This window comes from Staphylococcus sp. ZWU0021 (genome assembly GCF_000798895.1).
GTDB lineage: Bacteria > Bacillota > Bacilli > Staphylococcales > Staphylococcaceae > Staphylococcus > Staphylococcus saprophyticus.
The window spans coordinates 219,517-240,763 of record NZ_JTLN01000030.1; the positions used below are offsets into that span (position 1 = coordinate 219,517).

The window sequence follows — 21,247 nt, forward strand, 5'->3', positions numbered from 1 at the left end:
CTTGTCTGTGCTCATTTCAACTTTTAGTTAAATTTCTACTCTTTTTCTAATATTTTTTTGTAATTCTCAAAATCATAAGGATCTTCTACTTTTTGGCCATGGACGAAAACAGTAGGCGCTGTTTCAATATGGTTATCTTTATATTGCTTTTGATCCTTTTTTGCAGCTACCCAAGATTTACTATTTTCTTGTTTATAGTCGTCTTTGATTTCTTTTTTAAGCGTCGTATTAATTTTAAGTTTATCTATTTGTTGATCAACTATTTGATTTGTAATCCATGCTTTTTCTGAATTAGGTTGTTGTTTAAACATTAATTCTTGAAATTTTAAATATTGTTCTGGTGCTAGCCTTTGTACAGCATGACCTGCTCTTGAACCAATAATAGAATCATCACCTAAAAATGCCATATTAACAAATTGATAGTCCACTTTATCTGTATCAATATAGTGCTTTTTCAATTTTGGCATTACATTTTTTTCGACTTTTTTACAATATGGGCACTTAAAATCGCCATACTCAATAATCTTTATTTTCCCATCAGACGTTGTTTTATCATCTTTATGTGTATCTTCTGGGTTGGTACAAGCAGTTGCTAATACAAGTGTAAGCACTAGCACGATTGATAACCATGCTTTTTTCATTTATTACACCTCAATTTCATTTACTCGTTATTCGTCTAAATCCATATTTTCTTCTTTATAGTCTGGGTCATGTTTCTGTATATAGCCTTTTGAATTAAAATCTTTTTTAAATGTTGTTTTACCATCTTTATATTCATAAGCATAATAATGAATCTCTTCATCATTCTTAATAGGTTTATAGGCAATGATTACAAATTTGCCTTTTTCATATACATATATATTGGCATCTTTTTTGTCAAATTTGCGTTCAATATCACCTTTGTGTTGTTCTGCAAGTTTTTTCTGATAATGTTGTTGTTTATTTACTGCTTTATCTATTTTATCTGCATATTTACCACTACTACACCCAGCAATCATTAATGTAGAGATGACAATTAGCGTTATAATCTTTTTCATACTTTATTTCACTCCTAAAACAATCCTCTTTTTAAATTAAATACTTTGATATACATTATAACCGTAAGTAATATCATACACTGAATTAGCAAAATGTACTATAATATTTTTAAAGTATATAGCCTACCAATGTGATACACTATTTAATAAAAATATTTTTAATATTGCAATCTGTTTTTTTGTAAAACATGGCATTTAATAGTAAATTTGGTATACTACTTATAAGTTGTCCAACTCAATTTCAAAATAAACGTTGCCATTTAAGGAGGCAAAATATATGTTCTTTGTGAATCTTACCCCTGAAGAATTCCAAACATTCACACAAAATCACTTTTCACATTACACACAATCACGTGTTAATTATGAAGCTCAATACAATGCACACTTGTTAGGTGTTAAAGACGACAATGACGAAGTCATTGCTGCTGGTATGTTTACAGAAGCACGCGCGCTAAAATTCTTTAAATATTTTTATAGTCAACGTGGACCTATCTTAGACTATACCAATTTGTCACTAGTTGATTTTTACTTTAGCGAATTAACAAAATATCTTAAACAACATAATTGCCTATACGTATTACTTGATCCGTATATCTTAGAAAACTTGAGAAATGCTGATGGCGAAATCAAGAAATCTTACGATAATCGAATGCTTATAAGCACTTTAGAAAAACTAGGTTATAAACATCAAGGTTATCCTGTAGGTTATTCAAAAACGAGCCAAATACGTTGGCTATCTGTCTTAGATTTAAAAGACAAATCAGAACAACAATTACTTAAAGAAATGGATTACCAAACGCGACGTAATATCAAACGTACTGAAGAAATGGGCGTTAAAGTACGTCAACTTCCTATAGAAGAAACCGATCGTTTTTTCAAACTATTTAAGATGGCTGAAGAAAAACATGGCTTCAGCTTCCGTGACGAACCATACTTTGAACAATTACAAAAAGATTACCAGGGCTTTGCTTCAATACAATTAGCATATATTGATTTAAGCGAATACGTTAACGGCCTTAAACAAAAACTAGACACATTAAATCATCAAATGAAAGACGTGGAAGCTGCATTACAAGAAAGTCCAAATTCTAAAAAACAAAAAACGAAACAAACACAACTTAATCAACAAATTGTCAGTACACAACGCAAAATTGATGATACTAATAAGACAATTACGACGGATGGCCCAGTCTTAGACTTAGCAGCTGCTATCTATATTTATAATGATTATGAAGTATATTATTTATCTAGTGGTTCTAATCCAGACTATAATGCCTATATGGGTGCTTATAAGCTGCAGTGGGAAATGATTAAATTTGCAAAGAATCACAATATCGATCGTTATAATTTTTACGGGATCACTGGTGACTTTAGTGAAGACGCCATTGATTATGGCGTTCAACAGTTCAAAAAAGGCTTCAATGCAGATGTTGAAGAATATATTGGAGATTTTGTTAAGCCAATCAAACCATTACTCTACAAACTAGGAAAACGAATTGGAAAATTATAGCCTCATTGTGTAACTATGAAATAAAAAAGGTTTAGGACATGTTTTGATGTCCTAAACCTTTTTTCATGTACTAAGTTATGCTTTTACAAAATACATTTCTCTATTATGGAACTAAATGTATTTCAATTGCTAATGCACCCAAATGAAGTTCGTCAGTTTGATTATATATTTGATAGATAGATGCTAATTTTTGAGATAATTGTATCTCATCACTAAAACCTACTTCTTTATTTGAATAATGTTGTAGTAATGCTTGGAACGAATCGTACACTTTAACATTACCCACTTTCACCTTCACTTGTTCACCTGTTGCTAAATTAGTAAATTCTATGAAATCGCCTATTTGCACTGCTTGTCTTTTCTCATCATTCAATCTAACTTCTACAGTTTTTGTACTATTACTTACTAACCGAAATGGTTCTTCATATAAACGCATCGAATGTTCTATAAAGCCTTTCACCCTTTTCCTATAAATCTTATGATGTAACATTAAAAATACCATAATCCTATCATTTAAAACACTAAATTCGTCTTGCTCGATAATAATATAAAAACTGTCGGCAGCATACACGCTGCAGACAGTTTCGGTCTTTTAATAATTATTTGCTTTGTTGTTGTTCGAGTTCTTGTTGCTCTTGATTTATTTTACGTTTACTTTTAAGCATAAATACACTGATTAAACTGATAATAGAAATGATTACAGCAAACCAAAATGCTGCGTGATAACCACTTAACAATGCTTCATGTTGTATTTGCATTGCCATTTCTTTTTTATCCATTCCTTTATAATCACTCATATTAGGTGAAAAGTCTTTTGCTACTTGACTCATAATTGTTATTAAACCTGCCGTCCCTATGGAAGCTGATATCTGTTGAACTGTATTAGTCATAGATGAGCCATGCGCATTCATCTCTCGTGACAATTGGTTCATTGTATGCGTCATAAGTGGCATTAAACCAAGTGCTATACCAATCATTCTAATAGCGTAAATTGTCGCTAATATAGCTGATGATGTGTTTTCATCCATAAATATAAAGTATGAACTTGTTACAACGACAATCAGCATACCTATAAATGCAAGTATTTTTGCACCATATTTTTCATATAGGAAACCTGAAGCCACTGACATAATACCCATCACAATTGCACCAGGTAATAATATTAAACCAGACTGTAATGCTGTATCTTTCATAATATTTTGCACAAACATTGGTAATACTGTTTCCGAACCTATCATAGCAATCATCGTAAAGGCCATGATAACAATTCCCACTGCAAATTGACTATTTTTAAATACTGAAAAATCAAGTAACGGGGTTTCTAATCTTGTTTGACGGAAAATGAATAACACGACTAATATTAAGCCGCCAATAACTGTTGTCAGTACAACAGGATCATTCCATCCATCTCGAGATAAAGAACTTGTCCCATAAAGTAAACCACCAAAGCCTAAGACTGATAAGGCTATAGATAATATATCAATAGGCGCTTTCCTGTTGGTACCAACATTTTTCACAAATTTTATTGCACCAAGAAATGTTAGCGCTGCAATCGGCGCAACGACATGAAATAGTGAACGCCAATCAAAATACTCCACTAAATAACCTGAAAGCGTTGGACCAATGGCAGGCGCTAAACCGATAACTAAACCAAAGGTCCCCATGTATTTACCACGTTCATGTGGTTCGAAAACATCTAAAATTGTAGTCATCATTAATGGCATCATAATACCTGATCCCATTGCCTGCACAATTCTTGCACATAATAAAACCGTAAAATTCGGACTAAATCCTGCAATGATTGTACCGATAAAGAATATAAAAATTGCAGTTAAGAAAACTTGTCTTGTTGAAAAACGTTGTATAATCATTGCTGATAACGGAACAACAATGCCGTTTGTTAATAAAAAGGCAGTTGTAAGCCATTGTACTTGCGTATAATCTATATCAAAATCTTTCATTATACTCGGTAATGCGGTTGTTAACAGTGTTTCATTTAATAGTCCAAAGAAACCACCAAACAACATCATTAGAATCATAATTATTTTTGTTTTTTGAGTCATTTTTATCTCCTATTTACACATTCGTCTTTAGCATATTTATTTGTCGCATTTATGCATTATACATATAAAATGTTTATCTGACATTAAAATAACTCAAAAAAATGGTAATTTTTACAAATTAGGTTATTAGATAAAAAATTAATCGTAAATCGTAATAATTACTATTTACAAAACGTACTTTTTAATTCATAATCAATTTCTATAAAGGAGGTTTTATGTATGAAATTAGACTTACAAACAGCACGTAGAAATTTAAATAGTCCTAATATCAAAACACGTAAACGCGCACGCAAAATTATTCAACAACATAAGCGTAGTAAATAATTTATCTTCATAGCATGTCGCTGTCATTTTAAACATGCCACGTTATTTTTAATATCCAACTATTTTTTCCACAATTAAAAGAGTCTAAGACATCTATTTTTGTCTCAGACTCTTTTAAACATATGCATAATAATTATCTTCCTTTAGATAACCTATTTGATTAGCTATCCTTGGTGCCCTACTACTACAAACTCTTATTAAAATTATTTTTTCTGACTGGTTTGCTTTTTAAAGGCTATTTACTATTACTTTCAATTATAAGTAATATTTGTCTATAACTTGTAAGTCATCTGTAAGTTCATATATTAATGGTGCACCTGTTTTAATTTCATATCCAACGATATCTTCATCAGAAACATTCTCTAAATACTTAATCAATGCACGTAATGAATTACCATGAGCTGATACTAACACTGTTTTACCATCTAAAAGTTGTTGAGAAATTTGATCGTTCCAATACGGTATCACTCTTACTAACGTATCTTTTAGGCTTTCAGATTCAGGCATGACACGTCTATCCAAATGTTCATATTTACGGTCATTTAAATAACTTTCTCGTTGTGCTTCATCTTGTTTTGGCGGTGCAACATCATATGAACGTCTCCAAATATGTACTTGATCTTCACCAAACTTTTTACGTGCATCATCTTTATTTAGTCCTTGTAAACCACCATAATGTCTTTCATTTAATCTCCAAGATTTAATTATAGGAATAAATAATTGATTAGATTCATTTAATAAGTGATAAGTTGTTTTAATCGCACGTTCGAGTAAAGATGTATAAACTATATCGATTTCAATGCCTTGTGCTTTTAATTTTTTACCAGATGTTATGGCTTCATTTTCGCCCTGTTCTGATAGATCAACATCTGCCCATCCTGTAAATAGGTTTTCTGCATTCCACACACTTTGTCCATGTCTACATAAAATTAATTTTGGCATAATATTCCTTCTTTCATTAAGTGAAATTAAATTTTTTGCGATATTTACAGTAATATTACAATTCGCATATGCATAACATATCCCATAAATACTTTAATAATCGCATTTATGCTGTCGTCTTTGCTTTGATATATTAAAATTATAACAATTTACAATAGCTTTTGAAATAATTGTAGTCCTTTATTCACAAAAGATACTTTCTTTTTATTTTACTGTAACCTACGTTATAAAATTAGGTGTTATAGTTGTAATCGTTGAAAAAAAGCAAAGCAAATAAGGCAGTAAATTAAATAAATAGTACTTTAAACAAATTAGAACACAAACCTGTTCATTCATTATATTAAAACAGACAGGTACATTCATTAGGAGGATTTTTAAACTATGAAAAAATTATTATTAGCATCTTTCGCATCAATTACAATTGCAGCTACTGGATACGGCGTAACATCAACAGCGGATGCTGCAGAAACACCAGTACAACAATCATCTCAATCTAATAGCGATGTATACAGCCAATTTATCGAAGCTGGTGGAACTAAAGCATTATGGGACAATATTGTAATGCCTGAATCAAGTGGTAATCCTGATGCAGTAAATGAATTAGGATATAGAGGTTTAGGACAAACGAAAGAAGCTTGGGGAAAAGGCTCAGTTGAAGAACAAACTAAAGGTATGATTAAATATGCTGAAGACCGTTATGGTTCAATAGATGCAGCAATTGACTTCCGTTTAGCTAACGGTTGGTGGTAAGTATCATGTCACGAGAGTGACTTTAAAATAAATAACTTAGACTAATGAAAACAGCAATTTCTATTGTAATAAAATAGAAATTGCTGTTTTTTTACGATGATATCAAATCATTTTTGATTCTAATTAGGCCTGTATTTAAAGCTACTCAAGAAAGCAATAAATGCCTTTGTAAGAGCATAACTGATTTTGATAACATCATTTTTATATACAAAATAACTGATAGTTAAAATATGAATATTTAGATCTCAAACGCTTTTACAGTCAAGTCACATATTGACACGCTCATTTTTCATTGTATGGAAACAGGTTCTGGATGTACATAAACTGAAGAAATACCTTTTTCATGCATGTGATGTTCTACTTTGTCACAAATATGATGTGCTTCTTCCAAAGATAAATCAGATTCCACTACAATAGTGACATCTACAAAGATGCTACTGCCATGATATCGACCTTTAATTGACTGAACATCAATAACCTCTTCTATTTCTAAGACATAATTTTTATATGCATCTAATTCTTGCTCATTGAATCCATCGCTCAAAGTGAAGATAGATTCTTTAAAAATTCCAAAGCCTGTATATATTATAAGTAGGCCTAAGATTGTCGCTAATATTATATCCACAATTGGAAAGCCGATTTGTGTAAATACTAAGCCAATAGCCGTACCAATACTGACCAAAGCATCAGACAAGTTATCTTTTGCTGCAGAATTTAGAGAACTACTATTTGTACGTTTAGCTAATTTTTGATTAATAAAGAAGACTATGATCATGATGACACCACTGATAACACTGACATAAATCGTGATTGCATTTGGTGTTGCATGTGCCCCTGAAAAAATTCGAGGGAAATTTTCTATAACAACTTGAATACCAACAAACATGATAATAAATGAAACAAGCAGTGTGGAAATATTTTCTGATTTTAAATGACCGTATGGATGATTTTTATCCGCAGGTTTTATTGAAATTTTCAATCCTATAATTACAGCTAGCGAAACGATAATATCCGTCATATTATTTAAACTATCCGCTCTTACTGCTGCTGAGTCATATACATAACCAACAAAATACTTTACTATAGACAGAATGATATAAACAATTAAACTAAGATATGCGCCTTTTTGAGCGATTTTTAAATTCTCACTTTGTGTCATGTCTGTTTCCACCTTAATTGATATTGGATAATATATTATGACGCATCAAAACAACATTTACAACATTTTTTATTATAAAATTATTTAATATAATTATTTTAATTATTTATTTAGCCTTTCCTAAAAATCACTATCAAATTGCATAAAAATAAAGGAAACAATTAAGAAATTAATTATTAGAAATTGATTTCTTGGTTGTTTCCTTCAACTAAAAAGACTAAATAAAGTTGGTGTTCCCTTTTATAACAGGAACTTTGTATCACTCGTCTCTTAATATATATTTTGATAAGACAAAGGTAATTGGAATCGTGATAATTAATCCAGCAAACGGTGCAATGACCGATGATATATGAAACCATTGTACAAATACGTATAATAAACCTGTTTGCATTCCCATGTTTACAACCTGTGTCAACGGAAATTGTATAAATTTTCGCCATGTAGGTTTTACTTTATAAACAAAATAGCAGTTCAAATAATACGAAATAATAAAGCTGACTACAAACCCACTTACATGACTGATTAAATAATTAATACCTAATAATTTTAATAATATTAAATAGACCACATAATAATTAAACGTATTTATGCCACCTACTATGATGAATTTAATTACTTCATATTGTGTTTTACTTAAGCTCATTCATTTACTCCTTTATAACCAAACATTATCTATCTTGTATCTCAATTGTGTGATTTAAATGATTCGTATTGTGATTCATTGTAAATATGCTACATTAAATTTATTCATAATCTATTGTATTATATAACAATGTTGATATCATGCAACATACATTGCATTTCTACAAGAAATTTTCCCATTGCATTTATCTTTACGTATGGGATAATAGTCTAGTTAAGAAATTATCCGTTTTTTCACACTATACTTTAATCCGATTTTTAAGGAGTATTATATATGGACAAAACTTCAAATCCCCGATTACCCATCATGATCATCATTATGTTGGGAATCATGACTACCTTTGGTCCTTTAACGATAGATATGTATGTGCCATCGCTTCCAAATGTACAAAATGCTTTTGACACAACGGCTTCACAAGTACAACTCACTCTTTCATTTGCAATGATTGGTCTTGCAGTTGGACAATTTATCTTCGGACCACTATCAGACGCTTATGGTCGCAAAAAAGTAGCATTAATTATTATTTCATTATATGTCATCGCTTCATTAATAGCCGTGTTCACGACTTCGCTGTCTATCTTACTTACACTTCGTCTCATACAAGGGTTAACTGGCGGTGGCGTCATCGTCATTGCTAAAGCATCCATTGGCGATCAACATAAAGGAAAAGCGTTAGCTAAAGGCTTAGCGTCTCTACTTGTTGTTAATGGCATTATCAGTATCATTGCGCCATTAATTGGAGGATATGCACTAACTATCGCAAATTGGAAAGCAATATTTTTAATATTAACCATTATAAGTTTTGCAATTTTGTTATTTGCCTTTTTTAAAATGGAAGAAACAAGAAGTAGACATCTCTCAAAACTTAACTTTTCAGCTATTTTTAAAGATTTTGGTTCCTTATTAAAGAAACCAGCTTTCATTATACCTATGTTACTACAAGGGTTAACGTATGTGATGTTATTTAGTTTTTCATCAGCTGCGCCTTTTATCACTCAAAAAATTTATGACATGACGCCACAACAATTCAGTATTTTATTCGCAATTAACGGTATCGGGTTAATTATAGTGAGTCAGTTAACCGCTACATTAGTTGAATATATAAATCGTTATTTGTTATTAATACTACTAACCTTGATTCAAATAGCTGGCGTTATTCTAATTTGCTTTACGCTTATATTCCACTTACCACTTTGGGTATTAGTCATTGCTTTCTTCTTAAATGTTTGTCCTGTTACTGGAATCGGACCTTTAAGTTTTACTTTGGCAATGGAATCTAGAACTGGCGGTAGTGGCAATGCATCAAGTTTACTTGGTTTATTCCAATTTATATTAGGTGGTATAATGTCGCCACTTGTGGGATTAAAAGGAGAATATAGTGTCATGCCTTATATAATCATTCTGATTATAACGACGATTTTCATTGTATTACTCGAAATCTCATTAAAATCATTTACGTTCAAAAACAGTTCTAATTAAAAAATCAAATAATGAGAGGCTGCGACAAACATAGATGTCGCAGCCTCTTTTTATATTAGGTAATAGATGACTGAATTGAAAATGCAAAGTCTCACTTATTTAAAGAAAATATTTTTTCATTTTATAGAAACGAGTCATTCTGATGCATCAGCAAACGCATATATTGCCACATAAAAATGCTAGCAAGATTTATGCATGAGCATGAGCGTTAGCTTAGTTATACCTTTAACCAGGTCATCCTTGCATTGATTGCATAGGTAGGACTACGAAAACGCTATTAGAGACTTGGATTTCTGTCCCACTTGTGATTACTTTCTATTTTATTAAACAATAGGTAACCATATTTCTGTGACATAGTCATCTTCTCTAATGGCCCCTTCTTTGTATAATTCAAAAAATGGTGCATGTCTTATTTCATAATCCAATTTAGGTAAAATATCTTTGTTAATTTGTTGCATCGCTTTTTTAATTGACTCTGGTACTGGCCCTTTAGCATCAAATACTAAGTATCTGCCACCTTCCAATTCTATGTTTCGCCATTTGTCATATTTATGTTCACTGGTTACGCCTATCAAATAATGTATCTCTCCACTATCATGGGGCTTGCAAACACCAAGTAAGCCCGGCAATTGATTATTTCCTAGCTCTAGTAATTGATCTTTTTTTCCACTATCATCAAATTCCATCCAAAACATAAAAATATTTTCTTGTGCTTTTTGTCCAGTGGCATATATCTTTTTCTCACCAATAACAGATAACGTTGGCAACTCTTCAATTATATAATTCATTCGCATTCCCCACCCTCTTTTTTGCTATTATAACCAAAACATATATAGAATATCCATGACAAACTATTACTTCGAAATTCAAGCATCTTAATAGGCAATCTTTATGAATAGATATATAATAATAGCAATTAACTTCATTCACACTTTTGTTGAGTAAAATTTACTAGGAGATTTTCATCATGAATTCAAATATTTTATCAGTAAAACCCATCAGCCAATTGTTTCCAATTCCGATGATCATGGGTTGTGAGGGTGTTTCTGCAGCAATGATTTTACAATTTAACCACCTTAACATACCAGCCACTGAAATTATGCGTCACTGGCCGAGACATAGAAATAACCCATATAAAGGATACGTAGGACATCATTTATGGATAAAACTAGGTTATCATCAGACTATTTTTCCAACTGCTCTCGTTCCACATCTTAGACGCTATTCAAATCATGTCGTTGATAGCACTGGTCAATCCTTAACTGATTTATGTCACATTATAGACCAAGGACAACCCGTTGTTATTTATCATACCGTACTGGGTAAAAGACCTTACCGTCGTACTTATAAATTAGATAACCAACCAACAAAGTTAGTAGCTAATATTCACGTCACCGTTCTCGTTGGTTATGATGCTCAACACTATTATTATATTGATCCCTTGTGGTCCCACTTAGGAAAATCATTTATCTTACCAGCTATAATACCGACCAAATATCAATTGATGAAAATCAAAAAATCAAAATTAGAGCAAAGTTATGATGCGCCTGGCCGCATAAGTTTTCATTTATCATAAAACTGCTAATAAAACGAGCGCCCAATCAAACATAAAATGATAAAATCACTTATGGTTGATCGGGCGCTAGTTCTCTTTTTTTACTAAACGACAATGAAATTAAACTCATTATCCTATTTATAGTTTCTGCATGTTTTAAATCTGAATGATATTTAGCGCATGATCTATTTCACGAGTCACATCATCTGAACGCCACTCTCGTTGATATCCAAGACACGGACAAATATAAGTGACACCTTGTTCATCAAAACGATTTCTAAAATGTACATGTCCCATAATACTATAACGGATTGGATACTTTTTATAAATTTCATCAAAATCAGATGTTCCAATAAAAGCATTGAAATAATCAAATAATCGATGTGGCATCGGCACTGCAAACTTCGGATGTGTCACAATATGGGTCATTAAAATAATTTGCTTGTCTTTGACTTTTTCTATATCTTTAATGGCTTGATTTGCTGCAATTCTCGATAATTTTCTATCGTCCATGGGCCAATCAATTTTCACCTTATCTTGCCACGTTGCACCATAGTATTTTCTACGTGCAATGCGTTCAAGTGAAAATTCAGGACTTGCATATGAATAATCATACCACCCCGTATTTCCCACTATTGCCCAAGCGTCATTTAAATGGTATGGTTTACCGATTAAACAGGCTTCCATCCCCATATACTCTTCTAAGATTTCAGCTGATGTAGCATTCGTATCAGCAGACCAGAAATCATGATTGCCCGGAATAAATAAAACTTTTATTTGAGCTTGTGCTTCTACTGATTTAATAAAAGCTTGAGTTAACTTGTAATTATTCGAAATATCTCCAGCAATTAATAATAATTCTACTTGATTACGCTGTATTGCCTTGATGAGTTCGTATTCATAATCCTTTGGCTTTAGAGATTTATGCCTATCAATATGTAAATCCGAAATAACACCAATGTTCATATTTATCACATTCCTCTATTAACTTAACATCACCATTATGACATATTCCGTTAAATAGTATTAAATGATGCGCCTAATCAATCCTTTGAAATACTTATTAAATTTAGTGACATTCTATATATGACTATCTATGATTTTTATATAATGATAAGATATAATAATCAAAAAAATAACTAGGAGTCTTTATGCTATTACTAGAAGCTTTTCTAATCTTTATTATTGCTGTGATAATCAGTTCAATTATTCACAATAAATTCCCTAAAGTGCCAATGGCATTTGTTCAAATTGCGTTAGGTGTCTGTCTTTATGTCCTTCCTATCCCCTTGCATTTTGAATTTGATTCAGAAGTATTTATGATGGCTGTCATCGCACCATTACTATTTGTTGAAGGCACACATGTATCAAGAACTAAGCTGTTAGAATATCGTAAACCTATCATTTTGATGGCTATGGCGCTTGTATTTACTACCGTTATTGGCGTCGGCTACTTTATTGCTTGGATTTGGCCGGAACTTCCTATGCCAGCAGCATTTGCAATTGCTGCAATCCTCTGTCCAACGGATGCCGTTGCAGTTCAAGCAATCACTAAAGGTAAAATCCTACCAAAAGGGGCACTATCTATACTTGAAGGTGAGTCTCTGTTAAATGATGCTGCTGGTATTATTTCGTTCAAAATAGCAGTGACTGCTTTAGTAACAGGCGCATTCTCTGCATTTGATGCAATTGAACAATTTATTATTTCTACAATATTAGGGGTTGTAATAGGGATTGTTATCGGCATGTTAATTGTACGTTTGCGTATTTATTTATCAATGAATAAAGGGCTTAAAGATGGTAATACAATGATTTTCATTCAATTACTGACTCCCTTTGCAGTCTATTTTGTCGCTGAAATGTTACACGCGTCCGGTATTATCGCAGTAGTCATCGCTGGTTTAATTCATGGATTTGAAAGAGATCGTTTGATACGTGCTCAAACAGAGTTACAAATGAACTACAATCAAATTTGGAGTACCTTAAGTTATGTACTTAATGGCTTTGTTTTCGTAGTGTTAGGTTTCATCGTGCCAAAGGTCGTTTCTGAAATTATTAATAAAGAACCAGAAAATATTAAATTTTTAATTACCACAACGTTACTTATCGCTCTAGCCATTTATGTATTTCGTTTTATTTGGGTGTTCATCTTATTCAAACAATTTTACTATCCGAATAACATTCAATCCTATTTAAATGACAATCAAGAAACACCGCCAAAACGGGTGCATTACGCATTTATCATGACAATGTGTGGTATTCACGGTACGATTTCGCTATCTATGGCACTAACCTTGCCCACTTTACTAGCACAGCAACAAACGTTTACTTATAAAAATGACTTACTATTTATTGCTTCTTTGATGGTAATTATTAGTTTAGTCATGGCACAAATCGTTCTCCCATTAATTACACCGTCTGAACAACGCAAAGCATCAACTTCTATGAGTTATGTTGCTGCCAAAGTCCTTATTGTTCAAAATGTAATTAAACACTTTAAAGTTAAATCTAAAGAAGATGAGTCTATAAACTATAATACTGTTATATCAGAGTATTTTGATGAATTATTCTTTTTACTGCAAATGTCACCAGAAGATAATAATGCTAAAGAAATGAAGCGTCTTGAAGATATTGCCAATGAAGAAGAATCTGAGACGTTGGAACGCTTAGTTTCTCAAAACAAAGTAGACCGTCAAACTATTTTAAATTATCGTTCTGCATTAGAAACTTCTAGACAATACAAGGAATCATCTGCACTTCATAAATTCAAAGTAGTATTACAGATGCTCATTTTGAGAATTAGAGCTAAAAAACATGCAGACACATCACAGATAAAACAATTTAAATCTAATTTCCAAGAAGTAAAGAAAATCATGCGTATTGTAAATCACAACGTTGCATTACGCTTAAAGTCTGAACAAACAAGTGACAACGTATTAGAAGTAAATATTGTTTTAAACCAGTATTACAATAGATTACACAGAATTAGAAAAAATCAAAATAAAAACAATCAAACACCCGCTTCTATTACAGAAGCGCATAAACTTGAAGGTTTGTACATGCAAAGAGCATTCTTAGATAAACTTGTACAAAATAATAAATTGGATGCACATATCGCTTCACAAGTTCGTGAAAATATAAATTATAATGAGATTGTTTGGGCATCAAAATAAAGCAATGTAATAGAAATCAATTTTTTTAAACGCTTGCTTAATTAGACGCTCGTAGATAGATAGTGTCACAACATTAAAATCATCTCTATATGCTGATTGCGTTCTAGTGTAGGTTGTTAAGTCCTCGATATCAACTTCACACTTAAGGTACTACTTTAATTTAGTCATAAGGCTATACTAAAGTGGTGCCTTATTTTTATACTTATGGATAAATATAATGCTTCCGATTTTTACTACTTTAAAAATACTTAAAAATCTCATTCAATTGTGTTAAAGTTATATTTATATCAACACTAATTTGGAGGGATGAATGATGCGTATAAAGTGGCTATTCTTATTATCGATTCCCCTTTTCCTAACTGCATGCAATAAGTCACAACAAACTCATAATCATGATCAAGGCATTTTCAATATGATATTCGTACAACCCATCGATAAGTTATTACATGCCTTAGGCCATTTGTATGGAGAAAATTATGGTTTAGCAATCATTACCATTGTTTTACTAATACGTGTGCTCTTACTCCCCTTTATGGTATTGCAAGTTAAAATATGCACATGATGCGTGAAAAAACTGAAGTGGTACAGCCTCAAATTGATACATTGAAAGAAAATGTAAAGCTTGCTAAAACTCAAGAAGAAAAACTAGAAGCAAATAAACTTTTGATGGATACATATAAACAATATGATATTAACCCTTTAAAAAATATGATTGGTTGTTTACCTATATTAATTCAGTTGCCTATCTTATATGGTTTAATTATCACTTTAAAATTCCCGAGTGATGGAGGCATTGACAGCCATCCACATTTTCTTTGGTTTAATTTAACTGAGCCAAATCTATGGATTTCTTTAATTGCAGCAGTGGTTTATTTTTTCCAAACTTTAGTAAATGCCATTCACTACCCAAAAGATCAGCGAAAAACGCACTATGTTTTAATGATACTATCTCCCATATTTATCACTTATATTTCGTTACAATCTGCTTCCGCTTTAGGACTTTATTGGACAGTAGGTGGTTTATTCTTAATCATACAAATGCATTTTGCACATGCATATTATGGCAAAATTGTACGCAATGAAGCTTCATTACTTCAAGATGAATTAAAAGAAGAAACGAAATCATAAAATCGTTTATACTTTAATACAATGTATCTCCCATTTCTAATTACATACAATTTTGAATTGAAAAATTTCTTTTTCAAAAATAATGATGCTATAATAATATCAATTTAGTATGTAAGGGAGGCATTCTATGGAATTTACAATCAGAGCTTTAACTGAAGAAGATCGACATAGCAAAGCAAATGTCCATTACGAAAGTTGGTTGAGCACTTATAACCATATATCTGTAAATGACTATCTAGAAAATCTTGATAAAGCACAATTTATTAAGAAGTCCTCCTTGCATAACTTACCTACGTTAGTAGCAATTGTTAAAAATGAAATCGTAGGTTTTATCACTTATGGTAAAACAGAATCCATTTCAGAATCAGATGACTGGAGCGAAATTTATGCATTATATCTATTAGAAGCTTATCAGCGTCATATGATTGGTTACGCTTTAACGCAACGTGCATTAGAATTATCCTATCCTGATAATGTGACGCTATGGGTAGTTGAAGAAAACACAAATGCCATTCATTTCTATGAACAAATAGGCTTTAAAGCAACTGAGCATAAAAAGCCAACATACTTTGGTAAAACCTATAATGAAGTCCGCATGGATTATACACGTACAGAACATGATCATTAAAAAAGCGGCGCAAAATCATTGCTTGATCTACTTTTCCAATAAACAAATAATGAGACCGGGGCATCTATACATGTCTCGGTCTCATTATTTGTTTATTTTATTTAGTGTGTTTCACCTAAAGCGACTTTTATATCTTCTCCTGATTCAACAATTGCTTCTAAAGCAGCATATAAACCAATTCGAATCGTTTCTAATGACATAGACGGTTTTTCTGGTTTATCAGTAACTTGTTCAGGAACAAATGGTACATGAATAAAGCCAAATTTTATTTTTGGAAACGCTGTTGCTTGTAAATAACCTAGCTGATATAAAATATGATTACAAACAAAAGTGCCAGCAGTATTAGATAACCTTGATGGAATACCCTGTGCTTTAATCGCTTCTGTTATTCGTTTGACTGGCAAATTAGAAAAATATGCTGCATTTCCATCAACTTGTATCACTTCATCAATCGGTTGATTACCTTCATTATCGGCAATGCGTGCATCATCCACATTAATCCCAACACGCTCAGGTGTTAATTCATATCTCCCACCAGCTTGTCCTATAGCCAAAACGATATCATATTCATAACGCTTCATTTGAGATAGAATGACATCTTTACTTTTGTGAAAAACAGTAGGTATTTCTAACTTATCTATCTTATGTGCGCCAATTTCATCAGGTAATAATTTCACAGCTTCTAATGCTGGGTTAACGCGTTCTCCACCAAATGGATCGAAACCAGTTATTAAAATTCTCATATAAATGTTCCCTTCTTAACCTTATTTTTTCTAAAACGCCCATACATACATTAAAGCGATATGTACTATAATCATTATTATTGCAATGGGTGCTTGCGCTTTAATCACACCAAACTCTTCTTTCATTTCTAGCAAAGCTACGGGTAACGTATTAAAATTAGCTGCCATTGGCGTTAATAATGTGCCACAAAATCCTCCTGTCATTGCTAATGCGCCTGCAATAACTGGATCACCACCTTGTGCAATAACAAATGGTATACCAATACTTGCAGTTATCACAGTAAATGCTGCAAATGCGTTCCCCATAAGCATGGTAAATAACACCATGCCTAAGACATAGGCTGTTGCACCAATTAAATGATTACCTTCTGGTAGTATTGTCGAAATGCCTTTAGATATCACATCTCCCACACCACTAACCGTAAACAGCACACCTAAAGCTGCAAGAAATTGTGGTAGTATGCCCACCGTGCCAATTTGTTGTGTTAATCGATCGCTATCATAGAAAATATATTTCACTTTAGGTTTAATCACCATATATGCTGCAATTAGTCCCAATATAGAGGAAATGCCCAAACCAATTGCGCCACCCAATGGCGTCCAGTTTGAGACAGCAATAGCAGCAATCGCTAATATAAGTGCTGGTATAAATAATTTATTACCATATTTTTGTGCACCCATATCTCCTTCTTTTTCTGTAACATGAACAATATTTTTAATGGTAACTTGTTTAAATAAAGTCAATCCGCCCATCATTAATATGAATATGCCATTAAAGACATTAGGTATATAAGGTCCAGCGATAAATGTAATTGCTAATAAAATCCAAAATAATGCCGTACCATACTTTTTATGATGCTTAGAAGATTTAAGTATTCGAAACGCAGTATAAAGTAATTGGAGACCTATTAATATGTAAAAAATTTCTAAAATATGATTTAAAATACTTTCACTCATCCTTATTCACCCGCTTTGTACCATATTTCTTATATAAATATTTATCAAACCGTATATTATTTATCCATACAATTAAAAATACGATAATGGATATCGGTACAGACGCTAATACAAGTTGAACTGCGTCCACTTTAATACCTAAGGATTGAAAAGTACCAACCATCAATAATATACCAGCTGCACCAACAAATAAATTTTGACCAAAGAAATTACCATAGTTTTCCATTGCCGATGTCTGAGCTTTTATTTTCTCAATATCTTTGGCATCAATTTCTTTTTCATTTAAATTATAACGCGTCCTTAGTGCGCCCTATACCATCGGATTTATCAATGGACGTACGAACTGTGGATGACCACCTATACGAATTGATGCTACTCCAGCAAGTTCCCTAATAATTAAATAAATCGTCAGTAATCGACCACTCGTCACTTGCTTAACCTTGCCAATCATATTAGAGGCTTGTTTCTTCAATCCAAATCTTTCAATAAGTCCGACCATCGGCAACGTCAATATAAATAATGTAACTAAACGATTATCTACAAACGCTTTTCCTAATGTATCTAATATGGCATATAAATCTAAACCTGAAACAAGTCCTGTCACGACAGCTGCAATTAAAATAACTGCAATGGTATCTATTTTAAGTAAAAACCCTAAAATGATAATTATAATACCTATTAATTTTAGCCATTCCATAAAATCCCTCCTTCAGTTATATTATAGTTTTCTTCTGTCTAAAAACAATGAATTTTCAGATTTTTTAAATGAAAAAACGTGCTTTTCACAAATTTTTATTAATAAAAAAAACATGGAGATAGGAATCACATTTCATCATAATGATTTCCATCTCCATGCTTTATATTTTATAACCATTTTAATTGTGCATCTTCTACATTTTTCGAAGGTAGTAGTGTTTCTATCACTAATATAATAGTACAAATTATTGAAACAATGTTTAAGAAGACTGCTATACTGTCAACTTGGATAATATCAAAGACAATATTAACTACCACAGATAGAATAATTAATATGATCGCTGTTGTCCGTTTTCGACCAGCATCATAAAATCTTCGCAAGGTCACTGCAGCCATCGGGACAATGTTAGCTAATCCAAACAACCCTATTAAAGCTGACAATACTGCTGCTACAATGAATATACCGACAATAAAACTAAACGCACCAATCAACGCAATGATAAAAATACTGATAATATGTACCAATACTGGCGTCCAAAATTCTAAACGATTCGATTTACCTTTAAAATCTATATATCTTTTCCAATAATCTTTATACGCCTCTATCATAGCATTACCTCTCTAATTTAATTATATGGTTCCTCATTTGTATATAATCTTAATATATCGTAATACCCACATCACACTCAACCCATAGATGATAATCGGAAATTAAATATATGATTTTATGAGTTTCTCTAACACAAATGGTAATTCTTCAAAAGCACTTTTTTTATGCAATCGTTCACTCACTTTATGCGCATCTTTGCCAATAGGACCACAAAGTAATGTCGGCGCACTAATTTCTTTAATCGCCTCAAATGGAATCGTATACGTTGCATTAAAATTCGGTGTGTTCTTTTCGTAAGTTATCATTTGAGACATATCTCCAGCAAAATTTAAATAACTACTATCACTGATACCGTTAAAATAATGTATACGTTTACTCTGACATTGAAATTTTTCTTCAAATGTCTCTTTAACTAATGCGATGGTTTCCTCAATTTTTTGATCGTATGAAACATTTACAGCAGGATAATATGGTGTCGCAAAAAATGTCACAACTGCAGGTGCGATATTGCGACAAATTTGCATTAAGCGGTCTGTCACACGAATGCTCTGCATATGAAGCCCCGGCGTTTCTTTGATAACCTGTTGTATTTCTTTATCGATGCGTGATTCGCCATAATGTTTAATCGCATATTGTTTTAACTGATCAAAGGTGAGGACGTTGATTTTTGTCTCAAATTCAATGTCTTCGTTCTCTAATATTTTTAACCAATCACTTTCACAACGCTCTGTCGCACGAATGACCGTATCTATAAATTGTCTATATAAATCCGCTGGCTTTTGCTTAAATAGAAACATGTTATATAACCCCATTGTCCTAAATGGCGTTTGAACATCATACGTTTGTTTAATGTCTTTCGTCATAAGCGAAACAGGCAATGGTGTCGTTTCATTTTCAAATTCTTCTTTAAATAAATGGTTATACTCAATTGCTTGATTCATATAACTCATCATAAAATTAGAACTCAGACCATCTAATGGGTTACCTACATGTGTTTCTTTTCCGTAGCACAATACCCCAGGCATAATTTTACCTATAGAGCCAGAATAGATATAATGTTGTTCATCTGCACTTGCTTGTTGAAACGTTGGCTCACTATTCAAATGTAGTTGAATGTCTAATTGAAATGTTTGTTTTATTGAAGCTATCGTTTCCACTGCTTTTCTCATACCTGATGAATTTACTTCTTCATCTGGCACAGTTACTAATATCAAATTGATATCCCATACTTCTATACTTGCTAATTCGATTAATGATAAATGCAACATTAACCCAGCCTTCATATCCATCACGCCCCGACCAAAGAGGTAGGTGTCATTTTTTAAATCTTCAATAGCATCTGTACTTAAATAACTGCTGTATTGTGTGAAATCATATTTTAGTTTATCTGGGTCAAACGCATCTTCACGAAATGAGCCATAATCATCTACATCTACTGTATCGAAATGACTAATTAACACAATCGTTTTAGTTGTCGTGGGCGCCTTATAAAAGGCTACAACGGCCTCTTTATTATCTTCTGTAGTCTCAAGTAAAATTTGTGACTGATTTTTTTCAAAATAAGGAATCTGTAATAATAATTGCTTTATAAAACTCGGAAATGTTAATTCACCTTCCGTATTCGTCACAGTTTGATGATTTACTAAACGTTTTAATAAAATCAATCTGTCTTCATATGTTTGCCATAATAATTTAGTCAATTGATCACCCCCATATGTAAGCGCTTACTAGATTATAAACCGTTTTGAATTTCATAATCAATGCATTTAGTATTAAAATTTTTCAATACACTTATTTAACTATTAATTCTTAAATTTTCTTGATAATAAAAATAGAGCGGAACAGCAATC

The 21,247-nt window shown here is 32.1% G+C and carries 20 protein-coding genes and 2 pseudogenes; 8 read left to right on the forward strand and 14 right to left on the reverse strand.

Features of this window, described 5'->3' with window-relative positions:
• Positions 1-35: 35 nt before the first annotated feature.
• Both L987_RS10155 and L987_RS10160 read right to left on the reverse strand, forming a co-directional pair.
• Positions 36-641, reverse strand: coding sequence for a DsbA family protein (locus tag L987_RS10155; RefSeq protein WP_002482443.1), 606 nt, complete (start codon positions 639-641; stop codon positions 36-38).
• Between the two features lie 27 nt (positions 642-668).
• Complete coding sequence (locus L987_RS10160) at positions 669-1,037, reverse strand: cystatin-like fold lipoprotein (protein ID WP_037537751.1); 369 nt, start codon at positions 1,035-1,037, stop codon at positions 669-671.
• Between the two features lie 277 nt (positions 1,038-1,314).
• On the opposite strand from L987_RS10160, the gene L987_RS10165 reads away from it, so the two are divergent.
• Complete coding sequence (locus L987_RS10165) at positions 1,315-2,547, forward strand: aminoacyltransferase (RefSeq protein ID WP_011302445.1); 1,233 nt, start codon at positions 1,315-1,317, stop codon at positions 2,545-2,547.
• Positions 2,548-2,650: 103 nt separating this feature from the next.
• On the opposite strand, the gene L987_RS10170 is transcribed toward L987_RS10165, so the two are convergent.
• Together L987_RS10170 and L987_RS10175 are read right to left on the reverse strand one after the other, a co-directional pair.
• A complete protein-coding gene (locus tag L987_RS10170; RefSeq protein ID WP_078072995.1) occupies positions 2,651-2,983 on the reverse strand; it encodes an ASCH domain-containing protein in 333 nt (110 codons plus the stop codon).
• 163 nt (positions 2,984-3,146) lie between these two features.
• Positions 3,147-4,610, reverse strand: a complete 1,464-nt coding sequence (locus L987_RS10175; RefSeq protein ID WP_047504511.1) for an MDR family MFS transporter — start codon at positions 4,608-4,610, stop codon at positions 3,147-3,149.
• 219 nt (positions 4,611-4,829) lie between these two features.
• Here L987_RS10175 and L987_RS13770 point away from each other — a divergent pair, with 219 nt between their 5' ends.
• Positions 4,830-4,934, forward strand: a complete 105-nt coding sequence (locus tag L987_RS13770) for a putative metal homeostasis protein (RefSeq protein WP_011302442.1) — start codon at positions 4,830-4,832, stop codon at positions 4,932-4,934.
• Between the two features lie 255 nt (positions 4,935-5,189).
• Here the strand turns inward: L987_RS13770 and L987_RS10180 are convergent, their stop codons facing one another.
• Positions 5,190-5,876, reverse strand: coding sequence for a 2,3-diphosphoglycerate-dependent phosphoglycerate mutase (locus tag L987_RS10180; protein ID WP_011302441.1), 687 nt, complete (start codon positions 5,874-5,876; stop codon positions 5,190-5,192).
• A gap of 381 nt (positions 5,877-6,257) precedes the next feature.
• Here L987_RS10180 and L987_RS10185 point away from each other — a divergent pair, with 381 nt between their 5' ends.
• Positions 6,258-6,626, forward strand: a complete 369-nt coding sequence (locus L987_RS10185; RefSeq protein WP_011302440.1) for a hypothetical protein — start codon at positions 6,258-6,260, stop codon at positions 6,624-6,626.
• Between the two features lie 289 nt (positions 6,627-6,915).
• Here L987_RS10185 and L987_RS10190 read toward each other — a convergent pair whose 3' ends face one another.
• Positions 6,916-7,785, reverse strand: a complete 870-nt coding sequence (locus L987_RS10190; RefSeq protein ID WP_047504514.1) for a cation diffusion facilitator family transporter — start codon at positions 7,783-7,785, stop codon at positions 6,916-6,918.
• A gap of 259 nt (positions 7,786-8,044) precedes the next feature.
• Positions 8,045-8,428 (reverse strand): GtrA family protein, encoded by a 384-nt coding sequence (locus tag L987_RS10195; RefSeq protein ID WP_011302438.1) that lies wholly within the window; start codon positions 8,426-8,428, stop codon positions 8,045-8,047.
• Positions 8,429-8,701: 273 nt separating this feature from the next.
• Here L987_RS10195 and L987_RS10200 point away from each other — a divergent pair, with 273 nt between their 5' ends.
• The gene (locus tag L987_RS10200) at positions 8,702-9,907 is read left to right on the forward strand and encodes a multidrug effflux MFS transporter (protein WP_011302437.1); all 1,206 of its coding nucleotides are present in this window, start codon (positions 8,702-8,704) and stop codon (positions 9,905-9,907) included.
• A 323-nt stretch (positions 9,908-10,230) separates the two neighbouring features.
• Here L987_RS10200 and L987_RS10205 read toward each other — a convergent pair whose 3' ends face one another.
• Positions 10,231-10,695: a GyrI-like domain-containing protein gene (locus tag L987_RS10205; protein ID WP_011302436.1), complete on the reverse strand. Its 465-nt coding sequence runs from the start codon at positions 10,693-10,695 to the stop codon at positions 10,231-10,233.
• 179 nt (positions 10,696-10,874) lie between these two features.
• Between L987_RS10205 and L987_RS10210 the strand changes: the two genes are divergently transcribed.
• Positions 10,875-11,483 carry a C39 family peptidase gene (locus tag L987_RS10210; protein ID WP_047504518.1) on the forward strand — a complete coding sequence of 203 codons (609 nt, stop codon included), beginning with the start codon at positions 10,875-10,877 and terminating at the stop codon, positions 11,481-11,483.
• 135 nt (positions 11,484-11,618) lie between these two features.
• Here the strand turns inward: L987_RS10210 and L987_RS10215 are convergent, their stop codons facing one another.
• Positions 11,619-12,428 (reverse strand): metallophosphoesterase, encoded by an 810-nt coding sequence (locus L987_RS10215; RefSeq protein ID WP_011302434.1) that lies wholly within the window; start codon positions 12,426-12,428, stop codon positions 11,619-11,621.
• 185 nt (positions 12,429-12,613) lie between these two features.
• On the opposite strand from L987_RS10215, the gene L987_RS10220 reads away from it, so the two are divergent.
• The 3 genes and pseudogenes from L987_RS10220 to L987_RS10230 all read left to right on the forward strand — a co-directional run bounded on the left by L987_RS10220 (position 12,614) and on the right by L987_RS10230 (position 16,391).
• Complete coding sequence (locus L987_RS10220) at positions 12,614-14,635, forward strand: cation:proton antiporter (RefSeq protein ID WP_011302433.1); 2,022 nt, start codon at positions 12,614-12,616, stop codon at positions 14,633-14,635.
• Positions 14,636-14,948: 313 nt separating this feature from the next.
• Positions 14,949-15,763: pseudogene (gene yidC / locus L987_RS10225) on the forward strand (membrane protein insertase YidC).
• Between the two features lie 127 nt (positions 15,764-15,890).
• A complete protein-coding gene (locus L987_RS10230; protein WP_011302430.1) occupies positions 15,891-16,391 on the forward strand; it encodes a GNAT family N-acetyltransferase in 501 nt (166 codons plus the stop codon).
• A gap of 101 nt (positions 16,392-16,492) precedes the next feature.
• Here the strand turns inward: L987_RS10230 and pcp are convergent, their stop codons facing one another.
• The 5 genes and pseudogenes from pcp to L987_RS10255 form a co-directional block, all read right to left on the reverse strand.
• Positions 16,493-17,134, reverse strand: a complete 642-nt coding sequence (pcp, locus tag L987_RS10235) for a pyroglutamyl-peptidase I (protein WP_002482427.1) — start codon at positions 17,132-17,134, stop codon at positions 16,493-16,495.
• 30 nt (positions 17,135-17,164) lie between these two features.
• Entirely contained in the window at positions 17,165-18,091 is a 927-nt protein-coding gene (locus L987_RS10240; RefSeq protein WP_011302429.1) for a DUF979 domain-containing protein, read from the reverse strand.
• Positions 18,084-18,788 (reverse strand): annotated as a pseudogene (locus L987_RS10245) (DUF969 domain-containing protein). Before L987_RS10245 ends, L987_RS10240 begins: the two are co-directional and overlap by 8 nt.
• A 167-nt stretch (positions 18,789-18,955) precedes the next feature.
• On the reverse strand, positions 18,956-19,396 hold the full coding sequence (locus L987_RS10250) for a DUF805 domain-containing protein (protein WP_011302426.1): 441 nt from the start codon (positions 19,394-19,396) through the stop codon (positions 18,956-18,958).
• A 102-nt stretch (positions 19,397-19,498) separates the two neighbouring features.
• Positions 19,499-21,097 carry a M20/M25/M40 family metallo-hydrolase gene (locus L987_RS10255; protein WP_011302425.1) on the reverse strand — a complete coding sequence of 533 codons (1,599 nt, stop codon included), beginning with the start codon at positions 21,095-21,097 and terminating at the stop codon, positions 19,499-19,501.
• Positions 21,098-21,247: the final 150 nt, after the last annotated feature.